Source organism: Pseudomonas sp. P8_241 (assembly GCF_034008315.1).
Classification (GTDB): domain Bacteria; phylum Pseudomonadota; class Gammaproteobacteria; order Pseudomonadales; family Pseudomonadaceae; genus Aquipseudomonas.
On sequence record NZ_CP125377.1, the window covers coordinates 4,042,745 to 4,059,733 of the forward strand.

Here is a 16,989-nt window from a genome sequence, read left to right on the forward strand (position 1 = left end):
TTGGATCAGCCCTCGACCGCGACAAAGTCCTTACGGCCGCGCAAATACTCCAGCGCGACCGCGTCATCCGAAGCCACCGCCACCTGCGCCTTTTCCACTTTCAAGGTGCGCTCGGTCTCCAGCAGGACCAGCACCCGCGAGGTGTATAAGGTGTCGCGAAAGACGCTCAACGTGGCCGGCGCCGGCGCCTCGGTGGTAGTTGGGACGTCCTTGGTTTTACTGGTCATGGCTTTCTCCAGACATGAAAAAACCCGCACGCGGCGGGCTGAAGGTGAATGTTCACTCAATGCGAGTGGTTGTTGCTGTTGCCGCCGGCATCCATGATGGCGCCGGCGCCGGTGATGTCGCCGGACACGCTCAACGCACCGTCGATGCTCACCTCACCCGCCAGGGTGATCTGGCTGGCCGTCACCCGGATTTGATCCGGCGTCACTTCAATCAGCGAGCCACCGACCGTGATGGCCGCGCTCGTGCCGCCGGGTAACGCGATGCTGTAGGAGCCAGCCTCCCAGTCGTAGATCAGCGAGCCGCCATCGTCGAAGTACCAGGCCTCGACATGGTCACGGTTATCCGGCGGGGCCCCGGCGTTGCCATACAAGCCCGGGATAAAGGTGCCCATGGCCGGGTCACCGCTCGGGCTGAACAGCGCGCCCTGTTCATTCAGGCTGGGTGCGCGCCAATGACGGGCCTTGCCGGCGGCTAGGCTGTGCCAACGCACCCAGGCACTGACCCACGTACCGGCCTTGACCCGCACCCGAGCGGCCAGAAGATCGACGCCGACCACCACGCAGGGCAGCAGCATCGCCGCGATCATCCGGTCGTGTTCAGCGCTGACGTATCCCATGCCAGATCCTCCGGCGGAAAGTAGTGATCTTCATTGCCGGTACCGGTGCAGCCATCGACGTTCAGATACAGGGTGCCCGGAGGCTCGACAGGCCACAGCCACTCCACCTCACCGAGGTGAATCTGCTGGGTCCACTCCACCGTCCATGCGGTGTAACCATCCAGCTCCGGTTTGGTCCAGTCTTGCCGCGAGGCCACAAACTGCGCCTGTTCGACGTTATCCAGCCCCCAGGTTTGCGCTCGCAATAGCACCGCAATCTGTGCCGCCAACTGGGCACCCAATTGCTGATGACGTGCCAGCTCGGGCGCGACAATGGCCCGTGCTTCAAAACGCAACACCAACACCGTTTCACCGGTACCAATGTCTGTCCCAGGTTCAAACTCAACCGGCTCCAGAAACACCGCCGGCAGTGCGATTCGGTCCTGAATGTCCGGGCAGGTCGCCACAAACCGCACCGTCGGCAAGGCTTGACGGATGTGGTCCTCGATGGCGGCGTACAACGCATCCAGCGAAAAGGCAGGATCAGACACGGGCGTTCCCCTTCAGGTATTTATGCAGTTCGAAGTTCATCTCCTGCCGAAACACGACCAGCAGGCGCTCGTCGGCCTTGTTGGCCCAGGTGTAAAAAGGCCCTTCGACGTCTTCAAGCGAGACCTTGGCCTTGGCCAAGGGAAAGCGGTTGTCGTTTTCCGCGATCCAGCCCGAACTGGTGCCGCCGCCCATGGACGCGCTGCTGCCGGGATAGTCGTCCGGGTTGAAATGTTTGCTGGAGGTGCGAATCCAGATGTCCGCCTTGTTGCCATAGACGCGTTTATAAAACGCCCCCTGATAACGCCGACCCGCCACCGAAACACCCGCCTTGCCCTGACGGGGATTGCCTGTCCGGCTGGCCTCAATCGGGTTGGTGCCAAACCAGAGTTTGCCCAATTGGCCCGGGCCTTTGATGGGATAGCTGCGCAGGCGCTGACGCACCGCCCGCACGGCAATCCGCTCCTGCTTACTGACATCGCGGGCCATGTGCGTGGCCAGCCAGCCCAAGGTCTTGTTGATCGCCCGTCGTTGCGCCGCGGCAGCGGCCTTGGGCATGACCTTGGCCAGCTGTTTAAACGCCTGCATATCGTCGGTAGAAAACCGCATTGCCACCGGCACGGCACTCATGCTTTTAACCTCAACGACAAGGCCACCAGGCCATCGCCTGCGGGCTCAAGGTGAGTCAGGGTGTACTCGCCGCCACCGTCCAGGACGGGCAGATCGATGTGCACCGTCTGCGTTTTTTCAACGCCGGCGGCATCGGCCACCCGGATGTGAAAACACGGTTCGCGCAGGCCCGTGTTCAAGCGCCCGACCTTGGGCTGCAACCACGGGGCCGAGAACATGCCCAGCACGCGCCGGCCTTCGATGTAGCCGACATCGCCCAGGGTGTCGAACACCACACTGTCGATCCTCTCGACCAGCTCTCGAAAGGCCATGCTCAGAGCGTCAGCAGGATCTGTGCCCGGGGCCGTGTACACAGGTGCAACGGGTTGGACTGTGCTTCACCGGCCATGCCCTTGTTGAACGGCAAAGGCTCCAATTTGCTGTAATACGGTAGGCCTTGGGTATTGGCCGTTTCCATGTAATCCGCCGGCGCAAAGCAGGAGATGTACAAATCCGGTACGCCTTCCGGAATCAACAGCGCGGTATCGTCATGAATAAACGACACCCCGGCGATGCGTCCGCGGTAACGCTCCCAGACAATGCCGCCCAGCTCAAAGCTGTCCCGCGCATCGCCGCGCAATTCCGCGGCCTGGATCGTATTGAGGTAGGTTTCTTCCACCGACTTGTGGGTGATCAGCTTGTTCCAGAAATTCTTGCCGCAGAAGGCCCGCGCGCCCGAGCTGGTGACGCTGCCCAGTTCATCGTCCTGCATGTCCAGCGCTTCGCCACACTTGACCCGGATTTTCGTCGCCGAGTCATTGAGGCCCATGGACAGGCTTTGTTGCTCCACGCCAAACGCCTGATAGATGTTCAGCAGGACCGTCGAGCCGTCCGCGTCCAACACCAGACCGTTCAGCGCGCCCATACGCTGGAACTCATGGGTGGCATCGAGCTGACGTTTGGCGTTGCTCAGACGTGTATTGACCACGCCCTGCACCGCCTGCAATTCGCTCGTTGTGCCAAAGGCACGAATGCCCTGAATCTCGTCGGCCTTGATGGTGAAACGCTGCGGCAGATGCACGGTGTTGAACGGGATCATCTGACGCTTGCTGACACCCACGACCAGCCCCGAGGTACCGCGTTCACCCGCCGGCACCAGGGCCAGGGTGTTGCCGTCCTTTTCAATCTGCACGGTCAGGGTGCTGATGCCTTCCTCGCGAAACAGGCCCAGGCTGCTGATGCGCCCCGGCAGGTATTCCTGCTCATTGATCGCCGCGGTGAGCGAGGACACGGAAAAAACATCGTCGGTAAAAATGCCAATGTCGGCCATGAAGGACTCTCCAAAAAAGCAAAACCCCGCACAGGGCGGGGTTGGGATGAAAGGGAAATGACTTAGCGGGCAATTACAAACTGAGCCGCCAAGGCAACCTCGGCCTCAGCATCGAAACCGGTCAGGTGCACTTCGCTGACCTCGGCCAGCCGCACCACGGCACTGGCGCGGCGCTCTTCGGTCGATTCACCCAGCGGTCCGTAGAGGATGCAAGCCGCCACTTCAGTGCCATCGACGGCGGCAGGATCGTAGGGGGCAAATTCATTGCTCGCCGCGATCAGCCCCAGCACTTGCCCGGCGTTCAGGGCGGCACCAGCGGCGACCAGAATGGATTCACGAGAAATCTTCCCGGCCCCCTCGGAGAGCAGAAACTCGCCAGCGTGTAGCGTTTCGTACTTGATGGTCATGCGCGTGCTCCTTTTGCATTGTTGGATTGGCTGCCGTGAGCCGCTTGACGGGCCGCCCAGATCGATGGGGGATCCGGTTGTTTCGCCTGCGCTTTCGGAGCCGGGTCATGATTAAGCGGCAGGCTGTTGTCGATCTCGAAACCGTTGCCGCTGCTGACGATTTTGTCGAACAGACGTGCGCGCACCGCGGGCTCGTCCAGCCCCGCGGTCACGTACTCGACGCTGAGTTCGGGCAGACGCGCTGCGACACACAGGTCATGCACCGCCTTGGCCCGGGTCAACCCCGCCAGGACAACTTCCTCACTTTCAAGCTGAGTCGAACTGAGCAATGGCGCGACCAGGTTGCTGATCCCTGACTCCGCGCAACGCTGCGTAATCAACAATGCCAGCTTGGCTGAGTCGATCGCAAGCTTGGGTGGATCGTTTGGTTCTAGCTCTGGCTCTGGCTCTGGTTCTGGTTCTGGCTCCACCTCCGGAGCGGGCTCAGGCAATTCATCGAGCTGGGCCAGCAACGCCGCGGGAGTGTGCTGGTAACGCTGCATCACCCCACCCTGCCCCAGGCACGCTTTCACCTGGACCCCGTCACCTACTTCATCGGCCAGCCCCAGTGCCACAGCTTCACTTGCGGTCAACCAGGTTTCGGCGGCCACCATCCCTCGTAACTCCACCTCATCGATGTCCGGTGCCTTGGCCTTGTAGGCCGCGATGATCGCCTCCATGGTCTGATCGAGAACATCGGCCACTTTACGAAAGCTGTCCGCGTCGCCGGCTGCGTACGTCCACGGGTTGTGAATCATCAACATCGCATTGGACGCGATCACCACCTTGTGGGCACCGCACACGGCGACACTGGCCGCACTCGCCGCCAGTGCATCAATACGTGCCGTGCAACGCTCTCCGAGCCGCGACAAGGTGTTGTGCATGGCCAACCCGTCGAACAGGTCGCCGCCGATGCTGTTGAACGCCGCGATCACCGGTGACACACCGTCATCCACGGCGCGCAGGTCCTGCATAAACTGACTGGCGGTAATGCCCCAGGTGCCAATTTCACCGTACACAAAGACTTCGATCACCCGCTCGGCGGCTTCGCCACTGGCGTGCACGGCGTACCAGCTTTTGTCCTGCACCGGGACCGGCTGACCGGCCTTGTTGTAAATGCGCGGCGGCGTGTTCTTGCTCATGCTTGCTCCTTGTCGTCGAGCGCCTGAAGCAGCTCGACGAGCGTGCTGTAATTGAGACCTTTGCCCCGAGCCCGTTCGGCATCGGCGGCGTTTTCTTCGTCCACCGTTTCGGCGTCATAGCCGGTACGCAAGACCATCTCGCTGCGCGAGGCAAAGCCGGCGTTGACCTCCATCGCGCGTGACTGAACATCCTGGACTGGGTGGATGTAGGCCCAGCCTTGGGGCACCCAACGGGTACGCAGGTACTCACGGCGCCGCTGCGCGTAGTCCGGCAACAGCACGGCACCACTGAGCACGGCCATGTCCATCCACGCGGCCCGCACCGGACGACATAACTGGTGGACATACACACCGAACTGCAGCTGCTCCAATCGACGCCGAAACTCGGTGAGCACTACCCGCAGCGCTCGGTCATTCACTTCACGCATGTCGCCGGTAAGGATCTCGTACGGCATCCCGGCACCCGCTGCCGCCGCCATCAATTGCTGACGCATGAAGTCCGGATAGTTGTTGCCGGCATCCGGCGGCGAGGAAAACTCGACCTCCTCTCCCGGCAACAACTCCTGCATGGTTCCGGGCTCCAACGCCACCATGGGTGTGAAACCGTCCGAAGAAAGGTTCAACGGCGCCCCGGTGACCGGGTCCACCGGGGTTTGAATGTCATCCGGTGAGGGCTTTTTGATAAAGCCGGCGAACAGGTTAGCCACCTCTTGGCGGAACAACACGGCATCGTCGTAGTTGTCCAAACTGCGCAGACGCTTGAGCACTGGAGACAAGCGCGGCAAGCCACGCAACTGCCCCGGCTCGACCGGTTCAAAAATATGCAGTACCTGACTGGCCGGAACCCGCACCAACTGGTTGTATCCGCTGTTCAGTGAGGAGGCATCGCCAGGGTGTGAGCGGTACATCCAGTAGGCGACCCGGCGGCTGTCCGGACTGAACTCAATGCCGGCGCGGATAATGTTGCCGTTGCGTACTGCCTCAAATTTGTCGTGCGGCACAAACTCCGGGGCCAGCACCTGAAGCTGCAACGGCACCACCAACCCTTCGTCGAGACTGCGCGGACGCAGGCGGACAAAACACTCACCGGCGGTTTCCACCGTTCGGGCGATCAACGCCTGCTGTCCATAAAAGTCGGTGAGGCCATCGGCATCGGACTCTTCGGTCCAGTCGGCCCAAAGCTCCTGCAACAGATGCCGCAGGTCATCGTCCTGGGTTTTCGGCCGCGGCGTAATACCGGTGCCGATCAGGTTACTGACCCGTTTGTCGATGATGTTGAAGGCGTAGGGATCGTTGCGCACCGCAGCACGGGAGCGTGAGCGCAGGTTACGAAGCGCCGGAATGGCAATGCTGTTGAACCCGGCGTCGGGCGCATCCCAACTGGCGGAACGACGCCCTTCGGCAGCGCCTTCATAGCTGGCCTTGATGTTCGAGGGGATCAGGAATCCGCTGCGACCCAAGGTAGGAAAGTGAGAAGCCATTACAGTCCCTTGCCTCCATGGTAAAGCCGCACGATGCGTGAACGAGGTCCGGCCGCCGCGATCAACGAGCTACGGATTTCATCACGTGCCCTGAGCAATTCGTCGATGTCACGGTACTCAACGTTTCGATCCGCGTAGCGCACGATTTTCTCGCCGCGTGCGATTGCCGTCTCGACCGCATCGAGTTGCTGTTGGGTAAAGGCCATGGGGATCGCTCTAAAAGAGAAAAACTACGTAAGGTAAAACTGCGTGCTTCCACTCAGCGCCGCTTGAGGTAGCCGCTGCTGGAGCTTCGACGTTGTGGGGGGCGTGCTACGGGCAGCGGTGCCACTGCCGGCTTGGCCGGTTGCGGTACGGAATCAGCAGGTGGCTGCCGGGGTGTGACCGGAGCGCTGACGCGTTCGACCGTGACGGGTTTCTCGCCCGGTGTTGCCGCTTGAAACAGCGCATTTCTCACCCGCTCCCAGTCGTGTTCCTTGTAGCGGTTCAGCCCCAGGTAATGCGCCATCGCCAAGCTGTACACCATCAGATCGAGGGCTTCGTTGCGCTCCGCCTTGCCCTTGACCCATTCGATTTTTTTGTAGCCTTTGACATAGCGGGTCACCTTGCGCTCGGCGACGCACTGGGCGAAAAAATCGTCCGGCAGATCATTGGCAAAGTGCAGCGCACCGGGACCGTCCTCCACCGGATAGCGGTTGTAAATCCAGTCCTTGGCCGTGTCAGTACCGACGAACCACAGCTCGACACCTTTGCGCTCGGTCAGGCCTTTCCAGGTGACATCCATCATCGAGGGCCGTTGCGCAATCACCGGCCGACCCGGCTTGCTCGCGCCCTTGACCGCGAAAATGTTGCGCCAGCGGCGCAGCCGGCAGAACTGATACACCTCGTCGGTGTGGTTGCCGCCGGAGTCGATGCCGGCAGCACGGATCGTCAGCTGCGCCCCACACGGATGCGGGTAACGCACCTTGAGTTTGTCGTCGAGCACCGACCAGGTGCGCTCATCAGAGGGGTCGCCCCAGATCACCTGGTAGTCGATGATCCAGCGCTCCATGCCAGCGCCCCAACCGACCACCATGAACTCCAACCGGTTGGCTTGCACATCGACCGAGGCCGTGAGCATCAGCACGGCGGATGGCATCGAACCCAGCCCATAGGTTTCAAGGCGCGCCCGGGCCATCAGCACATCGGCTTTGGTTTGCTCTTGGGCGCTGTCCCAGACCCTGGCCAGACGGGTGTTATAGAACACCTGCATCGGCTCCAGATCGCCGCGTGACATGGCGGTCTTGGCCTTTTCGAACTGCTTTGCTAGCGCGGCCCATCCGGTCCAACCGGGTGGCGAGTACAACGCGTTGAGGTTGAAGCCGACGGTTTCGCCATCACCCTCGGCATGGGCGCGCCATTCGCCCTTGGCCAACATCTCGCCCTTGTGATGCTCTTCGATCAGCACATCACAGTCAGGCCCGGCGCACTCGTAGTGCGCCAGTTGGCAATCCGCCGAGTAATGCAGGCGCTCCCATTCCAGCGCTTGCATGTGCCCGCAATTCGGGCACGGCACGTAGTAATAACGCTGATCGCTGATCTCGAACAAATCGGCGATGCGCGAGGCGCCCCTGATCGTCGGTGAGCTGGAAAAGTAGAACTTGGCGTTACGGCCAAACGTACTGCCGCGAGTTTCGGCCAGCTCAATCGGATCGCCCTCATCGCCCACGTCCACCACCCAGCGATCCACCTCATCGCCATAGATGTAGCGAGCCGACAGCTCCGACAGGTTTGCCGCCGAGCCGGCCGTAGTGACATACAACGAGCCCCCTTCGAACTCTTTGGTGTCCATAGTGTTGCGCGCATCACGCGCACGGTTCGCCGCCACACGCTCGCGCAGCACCGGGGTGGCCTTGATGGTCTTGCCGATGCGCGACGAGACGCGTTTGGCCAATCCCAGGCTGGGCAGCAGCGTGAGAATGTTCGACGGTGCCATATGGATCAGGCCACCAATCCAGTTCAAGGCAATTTGGGTTTTCATCAACTGCGAGGCCACCATGGTGACCACGCGTTTGCATGGATGAGCCGGCGACAAACACCGCATGGGCTCGCGGGCATACGGGGTCCGCGCCGTACGGTACTGGCCGGGTTCGGCGGCGCCGGCATCACGCGGGATGCGCATGTACTCGTCGGCCCACTGATCGATCCAGAGATCTGGGTCCGGTTGTAGCCCACGGAAATGCGCCTCACGGTACACCGTTGCACCATTTGGGATCTCTGAGGGCATAGATTTAACTCGGGGTTACGGCGTGCTCTAGATCCGCCAATGACACTCGTTCGGCGTCTTCCAGCGCTTGTCGAATCGCCGCAGTCAAAAGCCTCTCGATTTGCCAGGGGTCGGTCATCCCTGCCATTTCCGGGGCCAGGCGCGGAGGCAATCCCAGCAACTGATCACGCACTAGGCGGCCAGCGTTATAGGCTGCATTTTCCACTGCCTTTCGCTCAACGAGTGTGCCCTGCTGGGTATGAAAGTTGGCCTGCTCTTGCAAGGCCAAATAGTGTTCCCGCATAGCGCGGGCCTTCTGAAAATCCGGCGCCAGTCCCAGCTGATCAGCTTCGATTTCTTCGCCCGCGCTGGGGGCGTCGCGCTGAAGTCGCTGCTGCTCGTGTCGAGCAGCGACGCCGACTTTACTCGGATCGCTGGTCATCGCCAGGAGCTGATCGCTAGCATTCACGTCAATCAACCCGGCGCCGTTCACAACCAGCCTTTCATTTTGGACCAATTTACTGATGTGCTGCCTCGACCAGCCCTTCAGTTCGCCATATTCCTTGCGAGTTAAAAAAGCCATACACCTTCACCTGTTTATTTCCGGGTAACGCCTAAAATTGTCAACTTACTTGACAGGCTTCCCAAGCGTTTATCCGAGAGTTTCAATGTGAACATCTGAATAGAGCAGATAGGCGTTACGACCAGTCGTAACGGGCCTGTGCGGAGAAACGATGAGGGGGGATAAGTACAATCTTTGACGGCTCAAAATCGGGGATTTGCTGTCAACCTGTCAACCTGTGTCAACTAACTTTCAGACCCTGCCGCTAGCGCGTTTGCGCGAGTCTTATGCCCCGTGTTCCTTGGAAGTTGCCAGGGTCCCCGATGGATTTGGAAACCCCCGAAGGTCTTGCGCTGGTTGACGACCGCGCTTGAAACGGAGGCAGTCGAGATCGCGTGTGAAAGACTCATACAGGTAGCGCTGCAATCTGGCGGGCAATCTCGTCATGAATCAGTTTGGCTGACCAGGTATGCGCGATGAGGTCGGTACCGGCTTCCAGCAGTGCAGCATCACCCTCGGCTGGAATGGCCGGTTTGTCGCTCAGATCATTGTAACTACCGGAGAAGTCCGAAGTTCCACTGCCGATTGCAACACGAGCAGCGGCGGCGTCGACGCTCACCAGCACGGCCTTGCCTACATCCGAGGCGTCCGAGATGTTTTCAGAGGTGATATCACCTGGCGTGCCGGCTGCATTGTTCGTTCCCTTCACCACAGCCTGAAGCACTTGAAAGCCCTCAGTGATGGAAACAGGGCTACCGTACGGCTGCCAGCCATCGGCAATGGACTCGGTCAGCTTGGCCACCAGATCTTCAGCATTATCGGCCACGATTGCGGCATATTGGGTGTAGGCCATTCTTTAAACCTCGCGATTGAATGATTGAGCAGTGAGCGGCTGGCATGCCGGCGACTCACCACAATGGATGTAGCCGGTGCTGGCATAGGCCAACAGGAGCACAAGAGGCAGCAACCAAGGAAGGCGATTCACGGCGCCGAATCCGATTTTGGAAACTTGCTTTCAGCAATCCGATCAGCCCAGTGGGCGACTTTCTTCACCCCAAGGAAACCCACCCAAATGCCGACCGGCTGGGCCAGCGATGGCGACAAACCCATCAACTCGAAGCCCCAAATAATGCTCAGGGAGAGCAAGACACACATGGGACCTTCGATCAGCGCGTCTTTCCAAGTGCCGCCCGTGTAGAACACACACCCAGCACATTCATAGACTGTGACAAAAATGCCGCCCAAATAGTTTGCGAATGCTGACTCAGCCACATGAATGCAATGGCCCAGGTATCGGGTTTGTCCGGCATGTTCGGCATCTCGGATTCCTCCCTCTCGGGGAGTGAATAGATCCGGCTCCAACAGCACTCCCAGCTCGGAGCGATGGGTGTGGTGGAACCGAAAACGAAAAAGCCCCGCTCAATGGCAGGGCTTACAAGTAATTAAAACCCGATTTAATGGTCGGGTTTTTGAAAGCGTCGGGCTGCGTTCACAGCAATACACGCTGCTATAAAAACAGATCTATTCCGCGCGGAAAAGAGGTTTTTTTTCATTTTTCGCCTTCTACTGACGCGCCTGTTGCGGTTTGAAGCTTTGAACCGGCAGAAAAAGTTACTATGCTGAAGCCTCGAACCTTCAACCTGCCCGTGAGCTGGCGAATAAAAATTATGGCAACTGTCCCTCACACGTTATACAAGTATGTAACAGCTGAAAGAACTGATATCTTAAAAAACTTAAAAATACGATTTACACAACCACTCGCCTTAAATGACCCATTTGAATTTAACCTGTCATTTCAGGAGCTAGTTTCAGATAACGAACTGGCCGAAAAAATACTCACACTTGATAAAGAGCTATTGATTCGCCAAACTCTAGAAAAACTTCCAGCGCCTGAGCGAGCCGCCTTTAAGAGCGCCATCGCCTGAGGCTTTCGAGCTCATAATGGCCCAGGCACAGAAAATCTACTCTTTGGAAAACATTAGAAAAATCAATAGCGAATTTATAAGACCCCATACAAATAGAATCAGAAGCGAAATCTCATCAGGCTTAAACAAAAACATAGGGATATTAAGCCTCAGTTCCAAATGCGATATTGCACCAATGTGGGCGAGTTATGCCAATAGCTCTAAAGGCTTTGTAATTGGCTTTGATACAGCGAATCAATTCTTTAATCAAAGACGTTCAGAATCCGATGAGTTTTACCATCTACGGAAAGTAACCTATAAGACCATGCAGCTTTTCGGTAGCGTGTCGGAAATGACAAACGATATGCTCATTCAAAAAAATGAAAGCTGGGCGTATGAGGAGGAGTGGCGAATGTTACTCCCCCTCAGTACAGCAAACACGAAAATCCCCAACCCACAAGAAGACATTTTTCTTTTCGACTTCCCGGCCAGTGCTATTTCTCAAATTATTTTTGGGTTACACACTGAAAAATCAACCATCGCGGAGATTAGGGAAGCCATATCACAAATCAACCCTAACTCTCATATTCAGTTTAGCAGGGCTATCAGGGGCGCTACTGGATTTGAAATTGTTGAAATTTAGTCTTGAAGCTAAAATTATAATTGCTGCCACGCAAAGGCTACTATAATTCATGCAAAACCTTTTGCTCGTAAAAACAAGCCACGGGAATAGTTCCAAACTGATCATGCCGCGTTTCTAATTCCCACCGCGCAATCGATCCACGGGATTCCTGGGCTCGCCAATTCCCCGCGTCTTCCCTTCGCTTATGCCGTAGTGTTTGCCAACTCCTGAACCATGGTCCATTTGAAGCACCGTAGTAAAAGCCAAAATAATATCGCCCATCTGCTGATCAGCCCGCGATAGCTGCGCAACCGCACTATCAATAGCTCCTGCCCACTCATCTGGAGATGCGCACAGTTCTTGCTAGCCGACACTTGCGGCATCGCTCGACGCATCAACGCAAAAGTCGGCGAGTTGTAACCAGAAACTCCTGCGCCGTCCATCCGCCACCAACCCCATTGTTCCAGCAGGGGCGCGGTATCGCCAAAAGGTCGGCTTGCCGGCTTGCGAATCATCATATTCTTCAACTTTCTCTGTATTCTGATCCGCCGGCGCCGCGACGGCTGTTCTGTTTATATTCAGCCGGGCCTGTGACGACGATCCATGCTGGGGCGCGTCTACCCCTCGCTGGGCCTGCTGCAACTGGAAGCTCAATTGAGTCACCAACTCGTCCGAAGAAAGCACCAACTCCAGCTATTCTTGGTTAACCCAACCTGAGCCATTGCAAGCAGTGGGCCACATCAACCTATAAAACAGCCCTTTTCACTCATTGCTTTTACTCCCTTGCAGGTCGGGCAAGACTCCAGCTCGATCCGTTTTCTCTTAAAAGCCAAGCCCCCTGCCCTTTCTGGATGTTTCTGCGAATTCTCTCCTGTGGTTGTTTTCTGAAGGCGCATCGCAGGCCTTGTTCTGTATGGCCTCCAGAGGTTTACGGGAATCTCCGGATCTAACACCGGTCAACCCGTGAATCATGGAAAAACCCTTCTGATCTAGATGGATGTGCCACTGCTCCAGTGCATCGAGCTTGCGACTCATGACGTCCGACTGGATGTACACCTTCACGTTGTGGCCCATGGCGTGGTTGATCAGTAGCTCGCCGATCAGATGGTCAATGCCGATATCTGCCCAACCGGTGCGCGCCAATTTGCGTAGATCGTGGCTGGTCCATTCGCCTTGCCCCAATCGGGTCAATGCAGCACCGGGCCTGCCTCTTCACTGAGAGCCTTGCCATGGCGCGCCGGGAACAGGAATTGGCCGTCGCGCTCCTTAGTCTGCTGAATGTCGCGATAACGAATCAGCAGCTCGCGCACCTGGTCCGTCAGTGGCAGGTGATGCTCGACACCAGTTTTGGTGTGCTCCGCCGGGATGAACCACTCGCGCTCCGCCAGACTGATATGCGACCAGCGTGCCTGCCGGGTTTCGCCGATACGCGTGCCATGACAAAGCATCATCAGCGCCAACATGGCGTCGGCCGGCGCCGTCAGCACGACATGGGACAATTGCTCCAGTAGTTGCGGCAACTGAACACCACGTAACCGGCCAGGCTTGGCTCCGACTTTCGTCTTGCTGAAGTCGCTGAATTTGATTCCCGCCATCGGGTTAACGCGGATAAAGCCAAGTTTGAATGCCTGGTGCATCGCCTGGACCAGAAGCTTAAACACCAGCTGCACATAGCCCGCTGAGTAGCTTTCCTGCAACGGCCAGATCAGCTCGCTGTCGAGCATGGCTTTGTTGATATCGCTTAGAGGCAGATCACCCAGACGCGGCATCAAGTGACGTTTGATGGCCGAAGCGGCAGTGCTCTTGCGCTTGCTGGAAAGGCTGCGATCACGGGACATGCGTTCGGCGTACCATCCCAACAGCTCGCTGGTCGTGCCCCACTTGGACAGCGCCGAACCTTCGTTGGCAGCCACCCGCAAACGAACTGCCGGCAGTGCCGTGACCACTTGCTTGGTGCTTAGATCAGGGAAACCGCCGATACGGTGCCAGGTGCGTTTGCTGAGCAGGTACCATGAGCCACGGGAACGGTTCTTCGCAAAGCGAAAGTGCAACGCCGGGTGACTGGCATCGCGCAGATCTCGAACATGCAGCTTCTTGGCGTTGCGTTCGATCTCGGCATCCGACAGCTTCACCGCAGGGGGGGAACAAAGGGCGTCATTTTTGGGCTCAGTGAGGATCATCAAGACCAACGACTTGAAACGTGGTCGGCTAAATACGGGCGCCATAAAGCCAGGCCATTGCGGTCAACGAACAGCGCCAAAGCGTGGTCGGGGTGCTGCCCATATCCATCTTGAACAGAAACGCAGCAGAACACGGCGAACCGATAGTTCGCCGGGTTTGGCTGTAGGAAAGCGGCGATCAGGCATATCCAAACCGATCGCCAAGCGCTTGCGCATTAGCCCCCCTTCAGCAGAGATTGCAGGAGCTTGAATTTTTCGAGTGATTCAGCGGTGGACTCACGCTCGGCCTCGACGGAAAGCGCCACTTCCTCGATACGCGCCGCCAGCTTTTTCATGCGCTGTCCGACCTCCTCGGCAAAGTGGATAACTTCGCCAGACAGCATTGCCAACGTATCCAGAGCGCTGATCTCGGCTTTTTGAATGGTCATGGCGGCCGGCTGGGTTGGTTTTGACATGCTCTGATCCTTCGGGGATTTGATAGTAATGGCGGTACGCTGAAAGTGACCGTTAACGGGTTCGCGAATGAGACAAACCTCCCTTCGCTCACCCAGGCCGCGGGGGACAGCCAAGAACTGGCGGGCCCCCAGGCATCGGAAGCCATCAACGAACTGAAAAATATCGTGGGCACTACAACGCTCACGGATTGGGGCGACACGGAATTTCATGCGGGCAAGTGAAGATTGTCCGGCGGGCATGTTTTGTTTAGCTTGGCTGCATTCATCAAGAAGCCACCTGTGGGATTGAATGGATCAGGGGAGGGAGTTCAAGCGGGTACGTGGAAGCGAGGCGGAATGCTGCTCGCGTTTGACCCGGCCAGTGGCAAAAGCAGACCCTTAACTCGGCGCGAGCGACCTTGCCGTCAAGCGGGATCGACTGTTGCGACATGGTCATCAACAACCGCGCCTCGCCGTGCTCTTCCGCCAGCTGTGTTTCGGGCTTTTGCGAGTCGTGGCCAATGCCAATGGCGATGTCTTCGAGCGGCTGTCCGCTGACCAACATCCGAATCGTGATGTCGTAAGCTCTGTCAAAGACCTTGCTGGCTTTGTCGGAGATAAGATACGGGGTTGTGTGGTTCACAGTGGAGCGCGGCATGTCGAACGGCGGGATGAGAACGGGTGCGGTCGCCAAACCGGCGTGGATGGGAATTCTCCAACGCCTCGCGAAACGCCCGATCACGTGCGGGTGAATGCCAAACATCTCGGGTGTCGGCTGGCACAACGAGATGAACTTTTGCCGACGCTCGGCATGAAGTCGATGCCCAGCGATCAACGGCGCTCAATGCCGAACCGAATCTGCTCAAGCTGGCTGATTCCTTCGACGATGAAGGCTTTGGTCCAGCTGCGCCGGACGGTATTCAACGCGGCATCCGTCTGGGCGGGCTGCTTCCACGCTGGGAATATCGCCTGCAGCTGCCTGAAGAAGGGCGTTGACGACATCGATTATTCCCCGATGGCTTGAAGGTCTTCGGGATGACGGACATGGCCGGTGGCTGATAGCTGTCAACTGCGGCGCGCAAGTCTGTGGTGGCACCAGCGGACTTCATGAGCTGGGTCGCGCTTCTCATCGGCGCAGGTTTGCTCACAGGACAGCGTCCAGGTTGTCAGCCCAGTCCCGGCTATCGAAATCAGGGCCGTTTGCTTGCCGGGCACGAAGTGGAACAACCCGAGCAGCTTTGACGTTGTCGCGCTTCACACTGCCAACTGGTGCGGCAACCCACTGTTTCTCGGTCTGAGCGAGCCCTTTGGCTTCGTGGTGCAGGACGAAGCCTAATATCGCGTCCGGGGTAAACACCGAGGCGTTGAGGCCGGCACGAATGGAGTAGGCATTGAGCAGATCCGAGTCGGGCGCCCAATCCAAACTCATTGCAAATGGACCACGCGGTGTGGTGTGTAGATCTCTGTTTCCCAAGCACTCCAGGGGTGAGGGCTCCGCGACCATTCGACGAGTCTCTCGTAAATGCATGGCAGAAGTGTTCGTTGAAGGCGGTCTTCTAGGGGTTGAACGAAAGACGGGTGCTTGATAGTCGGCTTATCAATCTTTTGGTGATGCCAGCCATTCACATGAAGGTACAGCTTCGCCGAATGGGAGTAGACCGATAGAAGACCGTTCGACTCAAGCTCGGCGAGCAGATCGGCAACACGGTTCGCAGTGATGAAATACCGAGGGAACACAAGAGCCTTCTAGGGTCTTGGGCGGCAAAGGTGATTGCCTGCGTCATCGCCGAAATTGCAGATCCCAATAAACAGGGGCGAGCGGGCGCTGCATTACATGACCTGCTCACTGGACCAGAAAACTCAGGTTTGACGGTACGTATGCGGGCCATTACGCGCGGCCTCCTGCAGAAGTTCAGCGAGGGTGGGATGTTTTTGTGGGAGGTCGAAGGCAGCCCGCTCGATTCCGGGTTTTGGGGTCAGGCTTGAGGGCTGTGACTTTGTGGGTCATGTGACCAGAGGTGATACGAGGCTGGTAGGCAACCCAGCGCTTGCAGCCGCGGCGGCGGAAGATCCAGCGGCGCTGCTCCAGCCATGCGAACAATCGTGCCGGCTGCATGCCCAATTGTTTTGCCGCATCAGTGATGCAGATGGCACCGCCAGCGGCGGCCAACCGGTTAATGGCGGCGATCTTAGGTGCTTGCTTTGAGATGACACGCTGAAGCTTGCCATTCTGGTCGGCTAGGTCGGCCGCCAGGCGGAGAGCCTCGGGCAGTGTCTGGGGAATCGTGACATCCTGTCGTGACACGTTTTCGAGTTCGCTCAATCGTGTCACGACACGGTGACGAAGCGGGATGCTGTAACCAGTCAAAAGGGTTTCAGTCAAGATCCGGCCAAGGCGGAACTCCGCGGTATAACCCCGCCCATCCTTGATCTCATGGAGATGGCGCAGATCTGCGCCATCATCAGCCAGGGCTTTGCACATCACACGGATGTCGCGGATGACGTCCTTGTGTTGCTTCCCCGTGAGTTCGGCGATCTCCCGGCTCGACATGCTGACCGTATTGTTCTGGTTAGCGACGATCGTGTTCATAATGGATCCTCTAGTTTTACTGCTGGTGTTGAAAAAGCCGACCTTCTCCGTCGGCTTTTTTGTGCCTGCGAT

Annotated in this window: 21 protein-coding genes and 1 pseudogene; 2 read left to right on the forward strand and 20 right to left on the reverse strand. The window is 58.0% G+C overall.

What is annotated here, in order from left to right; genetic code table 11:
* Positions 1 to 5: 5 nt before the first annotated feature.
* The 14 genes from QMK58_RS18100 to QMK58_RS18165 all read right to left on the reverse strand — a co-directional run bounded on the left by QMK58_RS18100 (position 6) and on the right by QMK58_RS18165 (position 10,549).
* Positions 6 to 227, reverse strand: a complete 222-nt coding sequence (locus tag QMK58_RS18100; RefSeq protein ID WP_320395185.1) for a hypothetical protein — start codon at positions 225 to 227, stop codon at positions 6 to 8.
* Between the two features lie 56 nt (positions 228 to 283).
* Positions 284 to 844 carry a phage baseplate assembly protein V gene (locus tag QMK58_RS18105; RefSeq protein WP_320395186.1) on the reverse strand — a complete coding sequence of 187 codons (561 nt, stop codon included), beginning with the start codon at positions 842 to 844 and terminating at the stop codon, positions 284 to 286.
* On the reverse strand, positions 811 to 1,374 hold the full coding sequence (locus tag QMK58_RS18110) for a hypothetical protein (protein WP_320395187.1): 564 nt from the start codon (positions 1,372 to 1,374) through the stop codon (positions 811 to 813). The genes QMK58_RS18105 and QMK58_RS18110 overlap by 34 nt, the downstream gene beginning before the upstream one ends.
* A complete protein-coding gene (locus QMK58_RS18115) occupies positions 1,367 to 2,002 on the reverse strand; it encodes a hypothetical protein (RefSeq protein ID WP_320395188.1) in 636 nt (211 codons plus the stop codon). Before QMK58_RS18115 ends, QMK58_RS18110 begins: the two co-directional genes overlap by 8 nt.
* Positions 1,999 to 2,313, reverse strand: a complete 315-nt coding sequence (locus tag QMK58_RS18120; RefSeq protein ID WP_320395189.1) for a hypothetical protein — start codon at positions 2,311 to 2,313, stop codon at positions 1,999 to 2,001. The genes QMK58_RS18115 and QMK58_RS18120 overlap by 4 nt, the downstream gene beginning before the upstream one ends.
* A 2-nt stretch (positions 2,314 to 2,315) precedes the next feature.
* On the reverse strand, positions 2,316 to 3,311 hold the full coding sequence (locus QMK58_RS18125; RefSeq protein ID WP_320395190.1) for a major capsid protein: 996 nt from the start codon (positions 3,309 to 3,311) through the stop codon (positions 2,316 to 2,318).
* Between the two features lie 62 nt (positions 3,312 to 3,373).
* Entirely contained in the window at positions 3,374 to 3,718 is a 345-nt protein-coding gene (locus tag QMK58_RS18130; protein ID WP_320395191.1) for a head decoration protein, read from the reverse strand.
* Positions 3,715 to 4,899 (reverse strand): head maturation protease, ClpP-related, encoded by a 1,185-nt coding sequence (locus tag QMK58_RS18135; RefSeq protein ID WP_320395192.1) that lies wholly within the window; start codon positions 4,897 to 4,899, stop codon positions 3,715 to 3,717. Before QMK58_RS18135 ends, QMK58_RS18130 begins: the two co-directional genes overlap by 4 nt.
* The gene (locus QMK58_RS18140) at positions 4,896 to 6,380 is read right to left on the reverse strand and encodes a phage portal protein (protein WP_320395193.1); all 1,485 of its coding nucleotides are present in this window, start codon (positions 6,378 to 6,380) and stop codon (positions 4,896 to 4,898) included. Before QMK58_RS18140 ends, QMK58_RS18135 begins: the two co-directional genes overlap by 4 nt.
* The gene (locus QMK58_RS18145; RefSeq protein ID WP_320395194.1) at positions 6,380 to 6,586 is read right to left on the reverse strand and encodes a phage head-tail joining protein; all 207 of its coding nucleotides are present in this window, start codon (positions 6,584 to 6,586) and stop codon (positions 6,380 to 6,382) included. The genes QMK58_RS18140 and QMK58_RS18145 overlap by 1 nt, the downstream gene beginning before the upstream one ends.
* A 53-nt stretch (positions 6,587 to 6,639) precedes the next feature.
* On the reverse strand, positions 6,640 to 8,646 hold the full coding sequence (locus tag QMK58_RS18150) for a phage terminase large subunit family protein (protein ID WP_320395195.1): 2,007 nt from the start codon (positions 8,644 to 8,646) through the stop codon (positions 6,640 to 6,642).
* A 4-nt stretch (positions 8,647 to 8,650) separates the two neighbouring features.
* Positions 8,651 to 9,208, reverse strand: a complete 558-nt coding sequence (locus tag QMK58_RS18155; protein WP_320395196.1) for a terminase small subunit — start codon at positions 9,206 to 9,208, stop codon at positions 8,651 to 8,653.
* 385 nt (positions 9,209 to 9,593) lie between these two features.
* The gene (locus QMK58_RS18160; RefSeq protein WP_320395197.1) at positions 9,594 to 10,040 is read right to left on the reverse strand and encodes a DUF1737 domain-containing protein; all 447 of its coding nucleotides are present in this window, start codon (positions 10,038 to 10,040) and stop codon (positions 9,594 to 9,596) included.
* Between the two features lie 128 nt (positions 10,041 to 10,168).
* Positions 10,169 to 10,549 carry a phage holin family protein gene (locus QMK58_RS18165; protein WP_320395198.1) on the reverse strand — a complete coding sequence of 127 codons (381 nt, stop codon included), beginning with the start codon at positions 10,547 to 10,549 and terminating at the stop codon, positions 10,169 to 10,171.
* Positions 10,550 to 10,803: 254 nt separating this feature from the next.
* Between QMK58_RS18165 and QMK58_RS18170 the strand changes: the two genes are divergently transcribed.
* Positions 10,804 to 11,112 carry a hypothetical protein gene (locus QMK58_RS18170; RefSeq protein ID WP_320395199.1) on the forward strand — a complete coding sequence of 103 codons (309 nt, stop codon included), beginning with the start codon at positions 10,804 to 10,806 and terminating at the stop codon, positions 11,110 to 11,112.
* 16 nt (positions 11,113 to 11,128) lie between these two features.
* Positions 11,129 to 11,734 carry a DUF2971 domain-containing protein gene (locus tag QMK58_RS18175; protein WP_320395200.1) on the forward strand — a complete coding sequence of 202 codons (606 nt, stop codon included), beginning with the start codon at positions 11,129 to 11,131 and terminating at the stop codon, positions 11,732 to 11,734.
* An 801-nt stretch (positions 11,735 to 12,535) separates the two neighbouring features.
* Here the strand turns inward: QMK58_RS18175 and QMK58_RS18180 are convergent.
* From QMK58_RS18180 to QMK58_RS18205, 6 genes and pseudogenes are all read right to left on the reverse strand, one after another.
* Positions 12,536 to 13,893: pseudogene (locus QMK58_RS18180) on the reverse strand (tyrosine-type recombinase/integrase).
* Positions 13,894 to 14,108: 215 nt separating this feature from the next.
* Positions 14,109 to 14,348, reverse strand: coding sequence for a hypothetical protein (locus QMK58_RS18185; protein ID WP_320395201.1), 240 nt, complete (start codon positions 14,346 to 14,348; stop codon positions 14,109 to 14,111).
* A 265-nt stretch (positions 14,349 to 14,613) separates the two neighbouring features.
* Positions 14,614 to 15,090: a hypothetical protein gene (locus QMK58_RS18190; RefSeq protein WP_320395202.1), complete on the reverse strand. Its 477-nt coding sequence runs from the start codon at positions 15,088 to 15,090 to the stop codon at positions 14,614 to 14,616.
* Positions 15,091 to 15,158: 68 nt separating this feature from the next.
* On the reverse strand, positions 15,159 to 15,329 hold the full coding sequence (locus QMK58_RS18195; RefSeq protein ID WP_320395203.1) for a replication protein P: 171 nt from the start codon (positions 15,327 to 15,329) through the stop codon (positions 15,159 to 15,161).
* Between the two features lie 142 nt (positions 15,330 to 15,471).
* Positions 15,472 to 15,756, reverse strand: coding sequence for a DnaT-like ssDNA-binding domain-containing protein (locus tag QMK58_RS18200; RefSeq protein ID WP_320395204.1), 285 nt, complete (start codon positions 15,754 to 15,756; stop codon positions 15,472 to 15,474).
* Positions 15,757 to 16,239: 483 nt separating this feature from the next.
* Entirely contained in the window at positions 16,240 to 16,917 is a 678-nt protein-coding gene (locus QMK58_RS18205) for a phage regulatory protein/antirepressor Ant (RefSeq protein WP_320395205.1), read from the reverse strand.
* Positions 16,918 to 16,989: the final 72 nt, after the last annotated feature.

Bases quoted from the DNA above. Each gene is read 5' to 3' on its own strand.
- QMK58_RS18100 (WP_320395185.1), bottom strand. From the start codon at position 227: ATGACCAGTAAAACCAAGGACGTCCCAACTACCACCGAGGCGCCGGCG.
- QMK58_RS18105 (WP_320395186.1), bottom strand. From the start codon at position 844: ATGGGATACGTCAGCGCTGAACACGACCGGATGATCGCGGCGATGCTG.
- QMK58_RS18115 (WP_320395188.1), bottom strand. From the start codon at position 2,002: ATGAGTGCCGTGCCGGTGGCAATGCGGTTTTCTACCGACGATATGCAG.
- QMK58_RS18120 (WP_320395189.1), bottom strand. From the start codon at position 2,313: ATGGCCTTTCGAGAGCTGGTCGAGAGGATCGACAGTGTGGTGTTCGAC.
- QMK58_RS18125 (WP_320395190.1), bottom strand. From the start codon at position 3,311: ATGGCCGACATTGGCATTTTTACCGACGATGTTTTTTCCGTGTCCTCG.
- QMK58_RS18130 (WP_320395191.1), bottom strand. From the start codon at position 3,718: ATGACCATCAAGTACGAAACGCTACACGCTGGCGAGTTTCTGCTCTCC.
- QMK58_RS18135 (WP_320395192.1), bottom strand. From the start codon at position 4,899: ATGAGCAAGAACACGCCGCCGCGCATTTACAACAAGGCCGGTCAGCCG.
- QMK58_RS18140 (WP_320395193.1), bottom strand. From the start codon at position 6,380: ATGGCTTCTCACTTTCCTACCTTGGGTCGCAGCGGATTCCTGATCCCC.
- QMK58_RS18145 (WP_320395194.1), bottom strand. From the start codon at position 6,586: ATGGCCTTTACCCAACAGCAACTCGATGCGGTCGAGACGGCAATCGCA.
- QMK58_RS18150 (WP_320395195.1), bottom strand. From the start codon at position 8,646: ATGCCCTCAGAGATCCCAAATGGTGCAACGGTGTACCGTGAGGCGCAT.
- QMK58_RS18155 (WP_320395196.1), bottom strand. From the start codon at position 9,208: ATGGCTTTTTTAACTCGCAAGGAATATGGCGAACTGAAGGGCTGGTCG.
- QMK58_RS18160 (WP_320395197.1), bottom strand. From the start codon at position 10,040: ATGGCCTACACCCAATATGCCGCAATCGTGGCCGATAATGCTGAAGAT.
- QMK58_RS18170 (WP_320395199.1), top strand. From the start codon at position 10,804: ATGCTGAAGCCTCGAACCTTCAACCTGCCCGTGAGCTGGCGAATAAAA.
- QMK58_RS18175 (WP_320395200.1), top strand. From the start codon at position 11,129: ATGGCCCAGGCACAGAAAATCTACTCTTTGGAAAACATTAGAAAAATC.
- QMK58_RS18185 (WP_320395201.1), bottom strand. From the start codon at position 14,348: ATGTCAAAACCAACCCAGCCGGCCGCCATGACCATTCAAAAAGCCGAG.
- QMK58_RS18190 (WP_320395202.1), bottom strand. From the start codon at position 15,090: ATGTTTGGCATTCACCCGCACGTGATCGGGCGTTTCGCGAGGCGTTGG.
- QMK58_RS18195 (WP_320395203.1), bottom strand. From the start codon at position 15,329: ATGTCGTCAACGCCCTTCTTCAGGCAGCTGCAGGCGATATTCCCAGCG.
- QMK58_RS18200 (WP_320395204.1), bottom strand. From the start codon at position 15,756: ATGAGTTTGGATTGGGCGCCCGACTCGGATCTGCTCAATGCCTACTCC.
- QMK58_RS18205 (WP_320395205.1), bottom strand. From the start codon at position 16,917: ATGAACACGATCGTCGCTAACCAGAACAATACGGTCAGCATGTCGAGC.